Source organism: Synechococcus sp. WH 7805, from assembly GCF_000153285.1.
Lineage (GTDB): Bacteria > Cyanobacteriota > Cyanobacteriia > PCC-6307 > Cyanobiaceae > Synechococcus_C.
Window position 1 is genome coordinate 2,236,421 of record NZ_CH724168.1, and the last position, 11,994, is coordinate 2,248,414.

Annotated in this window: 13 protein-coding genes; 3 read left to right on the plus strand and 10 right to left on the minus strand. The window is 55.9% G+C overall.

Annotated features, from left to right (window positions below; all coding sequences use genetic code 11):
- Positions 1-16 precede the first annotated feature (16 nt).
- From WH7805_RS11300 to grrP (WH7805_RS11340), 9 genes are all read right to left on the minus strand, one after another.
- Positions 17-298: a YlxR family protein gene (locus WH7805_RS11300; protein WP_006043237.1), complete on the minus strand. Its 282-nt coding sequence runs from the start codon at positions 296-298 to the stop codon at positions 17-19.
- A complete protein-coding gene (nusA, locus tag WH7805_RS11305) occupies positions 295-1,707 on the minus strand; it encodes a transcription termination factor NusA (protein ID WP_006043238.1) in 1,413 nt (470 codons plus the stop codon). The genes WH7805_RS11300 and nusA overlap by 4 nt, the downstream gene beginning before the upstream one ends.
- Before the next feature lie 49 nt (positions 1,708-1,756).
- A complete protein-coding gene (rimP, locus tag WH7805_RS11310; protein WP_006043239.1) occupies positions 1,757-2,224 on the minus strand; it encodes a ribosome maturation factor RimP in 468 nt (155 codons plus the stop codon).
- A 317-nt stretch (positions 2,225-2,541) separates the two neighbouring features.
- Positions 2,542-3,693, minus strand: coding sequence for a cyclophane-forming radical SAM/SPASM peptide maturase GrrM/OscB (grrM, locus tag WH7805_RS11315; protein ID WP_006043240.1), 1,152 nt, complete (start codon positions 3,691-3,693; stop codon positions 2,542-2,544).
- Positions 3,690-4,022: a GrrA/OscA1 family cyclophane-containing rSAM-modified RiPP gene (gene grrA, locus WH7805_RS11320; protein WP_006043241.1), complete on the minus strand. Its 333-nt coding sequence runs from the start codon at positions 4,020-4,022 to the stop codon at positions 3,690-3,692. The genes grrM and grrA (WH7805_RS11320) overlap by 4 nt, the downstream gene beginning before the upstream one ends.
- A gap of 34 nt (positions 4,023-4,056) precedes the next feature.
- Positions 4,057-4,995, minus strand: a complete 939-nt coding sequence (gene grrP, locus WH7805_RS11325) for an extracellular substrate binding-like orphan protein GrrP (RefSeq protein ID WP_006043242.1) — start codon at positions 4,993-4,995, stop codon at positions 4,057-4,059.
- 113 nt (positions 4,996-5,108) lie between these two features.
- Complete coding sequence (locus WH7805_RS13960) at positions 5,109-5,378, minus strand: hypothetical protein (protein WP_071933710.1); 270 nt, start codon at positions 5,376-5,378, stop codon at positions 5,109-5,111.
- Between the two features lie 52 nt (positions 5,379-5,430).
- Complete coding sequence (gene grrA, locus WH7805_RS11335; protein ID WP_006043244.1) at positions 5,431-5,793, minus strand: GrrA/OscA1 family cyclophane-containing rSAM-modified RiPP; 363 nt, start codon at positions 5,791-5,793, stop codon at positions 5,431-5,433.
- A 47-nt stretch (positions 5,794-5,840) separates the two neighbouring features.
- Entirely contained in the window at positions 5,841-6,746 is a 906-nt protein-coding gene (grrP, locus tag WH7805_RS11340) for an extracellular substrate binding-like orphan protein GrrP (protein WP_156783691.1), read from the minus strand.
- Positions 6,747-6,874: 128 nt separating this feature from the next.
- Here grrP (WH7805_RS11340) and WH7805_RS11345 point away from each other — a divergent pair, with 128 nt between their 5' ends.
- On the plus strand, positions 6,875-7,579 hold the full coding sequence (locus WH7805_RS11345; RefSeq protein WP_006043246.1) for a response regulator transcription factor: 705 nt from the start codon (positions 6,875-6,877) through the stop codon (positions 7,577-7,579).
- A 425-nt stretch (positions 7,580-8,004) separates the two neighbouring features.
- On the opposite strand, the gene WH7805_RS11350 is transcribed toward WH7805_RS11345, so the two are convergent.
- Positions 8,005-8,187: a hypothetical protein gene (locus tag WH7805_RS11350; protein WP_006043247.1), complete on the minus strand. Its 183-nt coding sequence runs from the start codon at positions 8,185-8,187 to the stop codon at positions 8,005-8,007.
- On the opposite strand from WH7805_RS11350, the gene WH7805_RS14785 reads away from it, so the two are divergent.
- Together WH7805_RS14785 and WH7805_RS15015 are read left to right on the plus strand one after the other, a co-directional pair.
- Entirely contained in the window at positions 8,186-8,332 is a 147-nt protein-coding gene (locus WH7805_RS14785; RefSeq protein ID WP_006043248.1) for a hypothetical protein, read from the plus strand. The two genes, WH7805_RS11350 and WH7805_RS14785, sit on opposite strands and share 2 nt — an antisense overlap.
- Before the next feature lie 286 nt (positions 8,333-8,618).
- Positions 8,619-11,918 carry a glycosyl hydrolase family 18 protein gene (locus WH7805_RS15015; RefSeq protein WP_006043249.1) on the plus strand — a complete coding sequence of 1,100 codons (3,300 nt, stop codon included), beginning with the start codon at positions 8,619-8,621 and terminating at the stop codon, positions 11,916-11,918.
- Positions 11,919-11,994: the final 76 nt, after the last annotated feature.

The following is an 11,994-nucleotide window of genomic DNA, read 5'->3' on the forward strand; positions in this document are numbered from 1 at the left end:
AAGGTGGGGCCAATGTTCATCTTGCCTCAGCGACTGTCTCCTTCTCAGAGAAGAGTCGCTGTTTCAACGTCGCCATCACGCTGTCAGGCACCTGGCATCGCAGGGCTTTTTGCAGTCGCTTCCGACGTTGTGCTTCTTCTAGACAGCTCTCCTGAGGACAGAGATAGGCAGAACGCCCCATTCCCTGTTCGAGGAGGACCCCATCCCGATGGTCACGCACAATCCGCCAGAGAAGGTTTCGATCCAGCAGCTGACGGCAGGCGACACAGCGTCGCAGGATGGGGCGCTGTGGCTTCACCGGGCTCCTACCTCGTTGGAGGATTCATCAGATTCTGGGGTCGGTTCGCTGGCCTCGTCGGTTGCACCTTCAGGCATTTCAACGTCGTCAACCGCTTCGTCGCCGTACTCCTCTTCGTCTTCCGGCAGGGGATAAAGCTCCCGCAGACGGGCATCCTCTTCCGCTCTGGCGGCCTGTTCGGCGGCAATTCGCTCTTCGGCTTCCCGCTGCAGGGCCTCTTCCTGTTCCCGCTGGGAAATCAGCTCGGATACGACCGCATCCTCGGAGGCCTGGTCGTACTCGCTGGCGTTCTTGATATCAATCTTCCAGCCCGTCAGACGGGCAGCGAGGCGAACGTTCTGCCCTTCCCGTCCGATCGCCAGGCTCAGTTGATCCGGAGGTACCAGCACATGGGCATGCTGACCGACGGGATCCACCAGCCTCACCACATCCACGCGGGCAGGGCTAAGGGAATTCGCAATGTATTGGCCAGGATCGGCTGACCAGCGGATCACATCGATCTTCTCGCCCCTCAGCTCATTCACAACCTGCTGAATCCGTGATCCGCGTGCACCGATGCAGGCACCTACGGGGTCGACTTCGCGTTCGATGCTGTCAACAGCAACCTTGGTGCGTGGTCCAACGGAACGGGACGGTGGATTCGCTTCTCGTGCAACAGCAACGATCCTGACGGAGCCTTCCTGAATCTCGGGGACTTCGTTCTCGAACAGATACACCACAAGCCCTGCGTTGGCTCGGCTTACGAACAGCTGGGGACCACGACGGGGAACTTCACTGACTTCCTTGAGGAAGACCTTGAAAGTGGCGTTGGCGCGGTAGTTGTCGTTGGGAAGCTGATCCCTTCGCGGAAGCTCAGCTTCCACCTCTGGCCGCCCAAGGCCAGAGCTCACGGCCATGATCACGGATTGGCGTTCAAAGCGGATCACGCGGGCTGTGAGGACAGGATCTTCAAGATCGGCAAACTCTTCCTGAATCATCCGACGCTGCTGGTCTCGCAACTTCTGGGCGAGAACTTGCTTGGTCGTGGCAGCTGCCATTCGCCCGAAATCTTCTTTTTCCGGGGTGACATCCAGAACCACAGTGTCACCAGCCTGGGCGTCATCGGCGACTTGCATCACTTCTGCCAAGGCGATCTGGTGGTCCTCGCTTTCGACCTCGTCAACAATGATCTTGCTGGCGAGCACGCGGTAACCCTCCTCATCCAAGTCGAGGGCGACATCGAAGTTGCTGAAGTATTCCTCATCGAAAGGGTCTTCACCCAGTCCTAGGTAAAGCGTGCGGCGATAACGCTCATATCCCTTTAAGAGGGCTTCCCTCAAAGCTGCTTCCACCACCTGGGGAGGGAGCTTCTTCTCTTCACTGATGTCTTCGATCAGGTTGCTGAGTCCGGGAAGAAGAACGAGAGCCATCGGGTGGAGATCGTAAAAAGAGAAAAGGAGATGAGCGGGCGGAGGTGATTCAGCTAGTGGGGCTGATGAGCTGAACGGAAATCACAGAGGGTCTGGAAATGCGTTTGATGCGTCCACGCACATTCACGTGCACGTGGTCGTTGTCGCGTTCGAGAAGGGAGCCTTGTTGCCGTAGTTCCCTGCCTTCGTTATCGCGGTAGAGGACTTCAACCGGATAACTGCGAAACGTCTGGAAGTCCCGATCGCTCTGGAGCTGATCCCCGATTCCAGGACTGCTGATCTCCAAAACATACGCCTCAGTGAGCAGTGCCTGCGATTCGAGCGCTTCTCCCATGGGTCTACTGAAACCTGCGCAGTCATCTAGAGACACGTCAGAACCATCACTGCGACGGATCTGCACCTGCACCGTCATCGGCTGAAGGTGGGTGAGAATCTGAATGCCTGCAAGCTCAAAACCTTGAGCTGCAGCTGTGGCTGCAGCAACGGAGGTGATGTCCGGCAGCAGTGGATGGGGCAAGGGCTAGGCGAGAGAGTGATTCGGGCTCAGGCCCGATGGTTGATGCTGTGATCACCCTCCCGGAGAGAGGTACTCACCAGGCCTTCACTAAATGTAGGTGATCGAGGTTCGGCTGCTGGCTTCTGGATCGTTGTCGCGCTGATTTTGAAATCACCTGATTCACGGCCTTCCCAGACGGGACTGAGGGCTATCAGAACCGTGTGCTGCTTTCATCAGTGAATGGAGATGAGCCTTGATTGGATAGGCTCCCTGGTTGCCTACGAGATCCTGCCGACGATCGCAGCGAAGCCCAGGGTGGATGGTGGCGAGCGAGTGATTCAGGTGCTGGTTGCACTCTCCAGTTCCATCTTGTTCAGCACCACGTCAACAGGAATTTGGCTCGAGAAGCGGCAGGCGCAGGTCTCTGCAGCATCAAGACTCCCATGCTCCCAGTACTTGTTGCTGCCGTTTCCGCCTCCGCAAAACCCGTAGTACTCGCAGGTTTGTTGACAGCGCTCTGTTCCGGCCTGCATTTCCTGCAACAGACGCTGAAATGTGGGGCTTTGCGTCGCATCCAAGAGTGAGAGATCGCGGATGTTGCCAAGGTTGAACAATCCGTATCGCTCGGTTTCCACCGAGAGCAGCTCCGGGTCGAAGGTGGAAAAGTTGCCCTTCGCATCCACGCTCAGAATCGCGTAAGGACGGTTCATTTCGTTCTGCAGCAGACGTTGACCGCCGGCGATCATTCCCATCACCTGGTCGAATTCCCGGATGCGCAAAGGAAAACCGTCCTGTTGATTGAGGGCCCAGAAACGGGAGAGAAACTCGCGGTAACGACGTTCCTTGGCCAGTCCCTGCATCGAGGAGTTGGTATGAACACCCTCCTGCTCCTCCACGTTGAACCCAAGTGCATGGATCCCTTCATCGCGGAAGAAGGTGTACATGCGCTCGGGTTGATCAAGAGCATCCTCAGTGAGCACGGCGATCGCGTGAAAGTCGATGTTGTGCTTTCTGAGGGTGTGGATGCCATTCAGGGTGTTCGCATAGGAGCCCTGGCCATTGCGGAATCGCCTGTGGCTGTTGTGAATGTCTTCGGGACCGTCAATGCTTACGCCCACCACGATGTTGTTGCGTTGGAAGCAGTCACACCAGGCGTCATTGATCAACGTGGCATTGGTCTGAATGTGCTGCTCAATCACCACCCCCTGGGCCTGAAGATCAGCAGTTTCCCGATTGATGATGACGCTGGCTTCGTCATAAAAAGCAGCCGGCAACGTCAGGGGTTCTCCGGCGTGCCAGAGAATCGAAAGATGGGGACCCCAAAACGGACTTTCGTACACCCGCTCCAGCAGCAGGGGTAGCTGCTGCTGGAGGTTGAAGATGTTCCGCTTCTGTCGGTCTGGCAGGTAGCAGTAGCTGCAGTCGAGATTGCAGAGGGAGGTCGACTGGATCACCAGAAGACCGATGGGGCCGTAATCAGACGTGTTCACCAGTTCGCGAATCCGCCGCGGTAGCCATTGGCGAATCCGCCGCCGCCGCCGTTAGCAAAGCCCCGGCCACCGTTGCCCCAGGCCCGGCCACCGTTACCCCAGGCCCGGCCACCGCCGTTGCCCCAGGCCCTGGCAATGGAGTCGGGGGTGCTGCCGGTGATGCCGTTGCTGTCGAGGAGAGCCCAGGCCTTCGTTCCCATCCGTTCAATGCGCTGTTCGAGCGCATTGCCGAGATCAGGCTCGCGGTGCACGGCGGCTTTCGAGGACTCGCAGAGAACGGCGCTGGTCGCAAGGACGGCGACAAGGCTCAGCAGACTTGTTTTGTTCATGGTTCAGAAATGGGAATGGACGAACGGGTCAGGGTCAGGACTGCTTGTTGAATTCGGCTGCAGTGGACAACACGATCGTGAAGAAGCTGCCGATCTGGTCATCACTGAGGCCCAAGGTGCTGCCGGTTCCGATCCAGCGGTTGATCTCAGTGCGGACTTCGTCGTTGTCGTTGACATAGGCCGAGAGAAGACGTCCGATGGCCAGGTTGCTCATGTTCAAAAGCTTGGGTGTGGTTCCAGCCACCACGCAGCCGATGCCGGAGCGTGCATAGGGCAGTGCGGGGACCAGGGCTGCTTCGGGCGCGGTTGCAGCTTGGTTGGCCTTCAGCCAGAGACTGTCGCCGCCGAGAACCTTCACTGTTCCATCCTTGAGCGCGGCAAGCGCTTCGTCGGGGGTGTCGAAGAACTGGAAGGAGGCATCATCCACCGATGAAGCCAGAACATTGGCAGCCACGCTGTCTTTCACCACACCAACCGTCTGCCCATTCAGGCTGTCGGGGGTTCCATCGTTGCCTTTAGGGGCCAGCACCCTTACCCCACCCATGGCGAAGGGAAGGGTGTAGGTGAGGGTGCGTTGGCGTTTCCAGCTGAAGGCCACGCCACAGGCGATATCAGCCGCTCCGGAACGGATTTTGTTGAGTCCTTCCTGCGCCGATCCAACGGCAACCGGTTCGATGTCGATCTCCTTGTCTTTTTTCAGAGCGGACACATTGAGTTGATCCCGGATGGCCTCGAGAACCACGAAGGACAGGCCGTCGTAGTTGTCACCATCCTTCTTAACCATCGGCAGGGCATTGCCAATGACAACTGCACGAAGCTTGCCTGAGTCAAAAACGTTGCTGGTCGATTGCTCTGGAGCTGATGCGGAGGATTGTGAGCCAGTCGTTTTGCTTGCTTCTTTGTTCTGGCAAGCAACCAGAGCCAATGTGGAAAAGGCGAGCAGGCCGGTGGCGGCTCTCTTGATCAGACGCATGACGACGCAGTCAGGACGTATCTCGTTTACGTCTAGACACGCGCGGCAGAAGCGTCCACTACATCTGGACAAATGATGCCTGATTCGGATCGGTGCAGGACTTGATCACGCCATCAAGCCGCGCCACCATCGCCGAGCTGAATGGCGCTGATTTCCTCGAATCCATCACCTGGCTGGGGTGTCCCACGCAGGGCTGGATCCTGGTTGATGCACTGCTGCTTCTGCTCGTCGCTTTTGAGGTACTGGCAAACCCTCGCCCAGAGTTTGCTGCGAGTGCCGGGAGTTCCTCTGCTGAAGATCACTCGGTCAGAGGTGGAGCCTTCTCCTTGGATCTCGACTTGGCAGAGCGCGCAGCGTTGCAATCCCGGTTCAGTGCTCGTCATGGAAAGAGTTCAGCGGTCCGAGAAGGTTAGAGGCCTCTCCCCGACAGCTGCCTCACCAGCGGATGACGACCCCGGGGCCACCATTGCCCCAGCCGATCCCGCCGCCATTGCCCCAGCCGCCATTGCGGAACCCACCGTTCCGCCATCCTCCATTGCGGAACCCACCATTGCCCCAGCCGCCATTGCGCCATCGTCGTCCGCCGCCGTTGCCCCAGCCACCACCGTTTCGCCAGTGGCGTGCAAGGAGTTCCTTGTGCTGATTTTGGAGCTGTTCAAGATTGAGAGCATTCACGCGCTGCTCGAGAGCCAGACTCGGATCCGGTCCGACGAAAACGCTGGCAGAGGCGCCCTGTTGGAGTGTGCTGCAGGCGGCCATCAAGGTGAGCAGGCTGAGCAATGGGTTTTTAAAGGTCATGGTGATTTGGAGGTGTGGGGTAATAGCAGCTATGCGTGAGCGGCGTTTCAGTCGGTGCGATCCGTGTCCTTCCGGAATCCCGTCACCGTTGCCAACACAACGCTGTAGTAGTGAGCAATATCGTCGTCGTTTAAGCCCACATCACTCCCACTGCCGATCCAGCTGTTGATCTCCTTGCGAACGGCTTGATCCCCGTCCACGTAGTCCTGCAACACCCGGCCGATGGCAATGTTGCTGGCGTCCAAAAGGGATTCGTGGCCTTCAGGTACCACGCAAGCCACGGCTGTCCGGGCGTAGGGCTGATCAGGCACCAGATTGTCCTTGGGTGCAGCTGCTTTACGGCTGGCTTGAAGCCAGAGGCTGTCTCCGCCAAGGATGCTGATGGTCCCGTCCTTGAGGGCTTCCAGTGCTGCTGCGGGAGAGGGGAAGAACTGGAACGTCGCTGCTTCAAGGTTGTTCGCCAGCACCGAGGCGGCCACGCTGTCCTGCACCACGCCGATGGTCTTGCCCTTCAGGCTGTTCGGGGTGCCGTCATTCCCTTTAGGAACCAAGAGTCGGATTCCAGTTGTGGCAAAAGGCAGTGTGTAATCCACCCGGGTCTGTCGTTCCCAGCTGAAATCCATGCCACAGGCAAGGTCTGCCTTGCCTTGTTCCAATAGCGACAGTGCTTCGCGCACGTTTGTTACTGGAACCGTCTGAATGGCAATCTTCTCGCCATCGGTGTGGATGAGCTGATCGCGGATTGCTTCGAGGAACACAAAGCTCAAGCCGTCGTAGCCCGCGTCTGTTTTCGTCGCTAAAGGAAGCTCTTCTCCTACAACGACGGCCCGGAGTTGCCCTGCAGTCCGGCGGTTTGTTCCAGTGTCAGTTAAAGGAAGTTTGGCTTGGCAACCAAAGGCCATAAAGCCAAGCGCACAGACCAGTGCGGGCCTCAGGACACGATGGAAAGGCATGGGGCACACGTTGCTGGAGGGATGTCCCTCTCATTGGTAGGGACATCCGGTTCAATTGGCCATGCCCTCTAGCGCTGGCATGTAAGGAGCACCCATGCTGAAGACGTGACGAGAAGGGTAGAGAGTGCATGTTGATCACCATCGACGAGTCCTTCCGCACGCTCAGTCAGCACCTTCAGGGTCTGTCTCGGCACCATCGGATTTTGGTGGCCACTGACAATCGCCCCTATGCCCTGGCTCTGGCCAGTTGTTTTGCTCTGCATCACGACGAACACCCCAGTCGGCTGGTCGGAATTGCCACGACGCAGCGAGAAGCGTTGGCCTGTCTCGATGAAGTCCGCGGACCTTTGTTGGCTTTCGTGAGTGAGCGTCTGGATGAGGGCAGAGGGTTCGACCTCATCACCGAGCTCAAGCAGCGCTCTGTTCATCAGTCACCCATCGACACCGTGTTCACCCTGGAGCAGACGAATCCACTCTCAATCAAACAGGCAATTGCAGGTCCATCCAATGTGATTCTCACCCGCGGAAGCCTTGATCTGATGACCATCGTTAATGCGGTGGAGTCGATCCTTGAGGGCGTGCGGTTTGTGGATCCTTCCATTTTTCCAGCCCTGCAGTCGAGGAATTCGGGACAAGCCCATGCTCTCTCCGACAGAGAGCGAATGGTGCTTCAGCAACTTTGCAATGGTTTGACCAATCGGGAGATCGGTGAGGCACTCACAATTGCTGAGACCACAGCGAGAGGGCATGTGCAATCGATCATGCGCAAGTTGAACGTGAAGGATCGAACCGCTGCTGCGGTTGAGGCAATTCGTCGTCACTGGGTGGATTGACCAGGTTGGACCGGCTTTAAAACTGACGTATGTCTCGGTTAGTCGTTGCGAGATCTTTGTGAGCTGTGACTCGTGAAGCAAGTAGCAAAACTGAATATCAGCCTTTAGACCTCATGATTTCTCTCGCCAAGTCTCACTGATGATGGTTATGGATCCCTACGCCCCATGATCAGTTTCAGAGTTGGGCCGGTGGTGTCATAGTTGAAGATGCAGGGAATGGTCTCAATTGTGTGACCTTTACGCCTGCCGCGTGCAATGACACTGTCCCCGCTAAGTGCGAGATTTCAATCAGCTTCAATGCTCAGAGTGTAGGGCTGCCTCACAGTGGCCTTTTGAAGAGAAGTTAATTCTGTGCGCCTGCATAGGCTTTGATGAAGTTGGCCTCTATGTCATCCGATGGCATGACGGATGATTTGATGGTTTTGTCAAGCTTTAGGCGTGGCGATTGTCCAGATCTCATTCATGGTGAGGATGCTTGCTTCACCTCCAATGATGGAGTGTCCATTGGTTTGGATATCCACTCCGGTCAGGTTCGATCTGAAAATATGTCGCTTCGCTGGAATGTCCTGGCTGTGAAACAGGCAGGGTCCGTTGGTTTCAATGTCCATGTTCCATCTTAGCGAGGACAAAGCGATTCGCGCAGGATTGAAAGCTCTCTGCGTTCTTGATATCAACGGCGAAGGCGAGCCGACGGGACTGTTGGATTCTCCTATGCACGGGATGCTTGGGCGCGATTCTGGTATGGCTGTTTGAGGAGGGCCCTTCTAGGGCACCTCGCGATGCGAATCACCCTTTCCCCTGCGGGGGTAGGGGCTTTTGCCTATGAATGTCATTCGAGGGTTTCAATCCATTGCGCCATGCTGTACTCATGTGTGGATTGAGATGTTGAAATGCTTGCAAGTACGAAGATCTGCAACGGATCTGAATTGTGACTGATATATCAATGAATTTGACTGGATCTTACCGATAACCCTCCAATTGAAGGGTTTCATTGAAAGGCAGACCAAGTCCAGAATTTTAGAAGTTCTGAGCTCTTTTTGTGGCTTTCATCGGTGGTGGTGTTGATCGTGTTGTTGGCACGTCAGGTGTGGTGGCAGGGTTTGATCCCCTGCGTGATCGACTGGACTTTGGTGATATCTCTGTTCACGGCATGATTCTCGGCAAGCTGGTTGATGGATCGGCTGTCATTGTGAATCCATGGCAGCAGGATTCTTATCAGCGCATCACTGATCTGAATGGTGATCCTGTGCGCTGGGATCAGTTGGCTATTGAGAATTTTGCTCCAGTCGGTAACGAGCATCTCAGGGCTGATGCGGGAGGCGTGATTTCCTGGGAGCTCGGTGTGGGGCCTCGCAGTGATGCGATCGCTGCTGATGCAGAGGGACGCATCGATTTCACGGAGCCTGGTGCTGCTGTGAGCGAAACAGTTTATATCCGCTCCCATGAGTATGGAGTGCAAGAAGTGGTCAGTAACTTTGATCCTGAAAATGACAAGATCAGTTTCATCTACCTTGGAACACGGGAGCGTGTTTCGGCTGTTGATACTGATCAGGGACTACTGATTTCTGTGGAGCCCAGTGGTCAAAGTGTGTTGATTGAAGGCGTGCAATCAACGCAGCTGCGGGCTGACAATGTCGAGTTTCATTTTGATCAGGTTCGAGAGGACAATTTGGAAGCGGTTCTGGGGTTCGATCAGAACGATGTCGCGCTTGTTGATCGCACCGTCTTGCTCACTCCGGCCGCACCCACTGGTGCCAGCACGGATGGTTTTCAGGTTGAGCTTGGGAATCCCGTTTATTCCATCGGCGCTCAGCTCGCCAGCGCTGAGCCTGCTGACCACTCTGGTCATGGGGATCAGGACCACTCCGGCGGTCATCACCATGACCATGGTTATGCCGCGGGCACCTTTCATCTGCAAGCGAGCGGAACTCTTTATTGGGGCGGGATGAGTGGAACGCTCACGATCACCAACATGTCGGATCGTGCGATTGAAAACTGGTCCGTGAGTTTCGAAACGCCCCACAGGGATTTCCAGAGCTGGGCCGGTGATGCAGTGGTTGAGGCCCTTGAGGGTGGCGGCAATCGGGTCACCCTGACCCCTGCGGCCTGGAACAGCACCATCGGCGCAGGCCAGAGCATTGCTGTGAGTTTCAACGCCGAGAGTGTGGGCTTGGACAGCAGTGGTGAGCTCACCAGTGCTCTGTTCTTTCTTGCTGGGCAAGGCCTTGTTGAGGAAGGACCAGATCAAGACACCACTCAGCCGTTCGAACCTCCCAGCCCTGAGGATGCTTTCGTTGATGACGGGGATGAGAACGCTGGTTCTGGCGATGGGGCTGCTGAGACCAACACCCCGGTCGCCCCGTCAGAGACAACACTGCCGCCAACGCCTCAGGGCGATCGATTCAGCGACTTCAACATTATTCAACCGAAAGAAAAAAAGACAGGCCAGTACCGCTTCATTGGAACAGCGCAACCGGATGCCCTGATCAGCACAGCCCAAAAAGACATCATGACCGGGCGTGGTGGTGCCGACCTCTTTGCATTCATCAGAACTGGAGGTCCCATTGATGTCGTCACCGATTTCAATCGTCTAGACGAAGACAAGATCGGCATTGACGCCGAAACATTTCCTGGTATTGACACAATTGATCTGGCCATCGCCAACAACAAAACGGAATATCAACAACTCAAGCAGTCAGACGCAAACATCATTTATCAAGCCTACATAGGCAAACTTGTCTATAACGAAAATGGCTCACGGAAAGGACTCGGCAGCGACGATGCTGCGATTGCCAAATTCAAGGGCAATCCCTTGATCAACAGTGATGACATTGTCCTTATCAAAGCTAGTTCCACGCCAAGCAGCCCACAGGACGACCCAGACTCGAATCCCCCGACTGAGCCTGCAGATTCATCCCTGGTGGAAGAGCCAGAACCTGGAGAGGGCTCTGCGGAGGTGATTGCCGATCCCGGTAAGAGAGTGGTGGCTTATTTCGAGGAATGGGGGATTTACCAGCGTGATTTTCTGGTGAGTGATATCAACGTAGGAGAACTTACCCATGTCAACTACAGCTTTTTTGATGTGAAAGCCAATGGTGATGTGCAGTTGTTTGATTCCTGGGCCGCGACGGACAAACGCTTCAGTGTTTCTGATCAGGTGACTCGAACATTCTCTGCAGCTGAGTGGAAGGAGCTAAGTAGCAACCAGCGTAATGTTTATTCGCAAGGTGGAGAGTTCAAGGCCAACACCAACGGTGATGGGTCCGTCACGGTGACAGGTGTGCCAATGGATTGGAATACGCCAGTGGATTACGTGGGCAATCTGCGTCAGTTCGATCTGCTGAAACAACTCAATCCCGAGATCAATCTCGGTCTCGCTCTTGGCGGCTGGACACTCTCGGATGAGTTCAGTCTGGCCGTTGATTCAGCGGCGGATCGGGAGGCATTCACCAGCAGCATTGTCGACACACTTCAACGCTTTGATTTCTTTAACACAGTGGATTTTGACTGGGAATATCCCGGTGGTGGCGGCGAGACCGGGAATGCTGTTAGCCCTGAAGACGGGGTTAACTTTGCGCTCACTCTTGAGCTGTTGCGCACCAAACTCGATGCCCTGGAAACTTCTACAGGGGAGGAGTATGAGATCTCCGTGGCCACGGCCGGTGGCTATGACAAACTCGCCAATCTCAATCTCACAGGAATCGATCCCTACGTTGATTTCTATAACGTGATGACTTACGACTTTCATGGTGGCTGGGAATCGGTCACCGGTCATCAGGCAGCGATGGCGAATGATCTCGGTGGATATGACGTTGTCACAGCGATCCAACAATTCCAGGACAATGGCATCGATTTAAGCAAGGTTGTTTTGGGTGCTCCCGCTTACACGCGGGCCTGGGGCAATGTCGATGCCGGTGGGACCCTTGGTCTCGGGAATCCAGGTGATTCCAGGCAGGCTCCAGGATCTTTCGAGGCAGGGAATTATGACCAGAAGGATCTGATTACCGGGGTTGCTGATGGCTCGTTCACCTTGGTTTGGGATGACGATTCCAAAGCGGCATTCGTCTACAACGCAAACACGCGCGTTTGGAGTTCCATCGAAACTGCTGCCACGATTGCTGGCAAAGCGGCCTACGTGGATGCTCTCGGTCTTGGCGGGATGATGTTCTGGGCACTGTCCAACGACAGCAATGGCGATCAGAGCCTGATCAGCGCTGCCTCCGACCTCCTGATGGGTGGTGCCACCCCGGATGAGGTGATGGCCCGCAGTCTGCAATTTGACTACGTCCTCGGTGGTGATGGGCAGTTCGGTCTCGACGACTTCACCCTCCTTGCCTGAGGGACGGCCCTAGCGTGAGTTAAGACGTTTCACTCATGTCTGTGGGTTCTGGTCGGTCATTGATTCTCAGGCTCTT

Coding starts and splice junctions, on each gene's coding strand:
- nusA (WP_006043238.1), bottom strand. CDS start 1,707: ATGGCTCTCGTTCTTCTTCCCGGACTCAGCAACCTGATCGAAGACATC.
- grrA (WP_006043241.1), bottom strand. CDS start 4,022: ATGAACAAAACAAGTCTGCTGAGCCTTGTCGCCGTCCTTGCGACCAGC.
- grrP (WP_006043242.1), bottom strand. CDS start 4,995: ATGCGTCTGATCAAGAGAGCCGCCACCGGCCTGCTCGCCTTTTCCACA.
- WH7805_RS13960 (WP_071933710.1), bottom strand. CDS start 5,378: ATGACGAGCACTGAACCGGGATTGCAACGCTGCGCGCTCTGCCAAGTC.
- grrA (WP_006043244.1), bottom strand. CDS start 5,793: ATGACCTTTAAAAACCCATTGCTCAGCCTGCTCACCTTGATGGCCGCC.
- grrP (WP_156783691.1), bottom strand. CDS start 6,746: ATGCCTTTCCATCGTGTCCTGAGGCCCGCACTGGTCTGTGCGCTTGGC.
- WH7805_RS11345 (WP_006043246.1), top strand. CDS start 6,875: ATGTTGATCACCATCGACGAGTCCTTCCGCACGCTCAGTCAGCACCTT.
- WH7805_RS14785 (WP_006043248.1), top strand. CDS start 8,186: ATGTTCCATCTTAGCGAGGACAAAGCGATTCGCGCAGGATTGAAAGCT.
- WH7805_RS11350 (WP_006043247.1), bottom strand. CDS start 8,187: ATGGACATTGAAACCAACGGACCCTGCCTGTTTCACAGCCAGGACATT.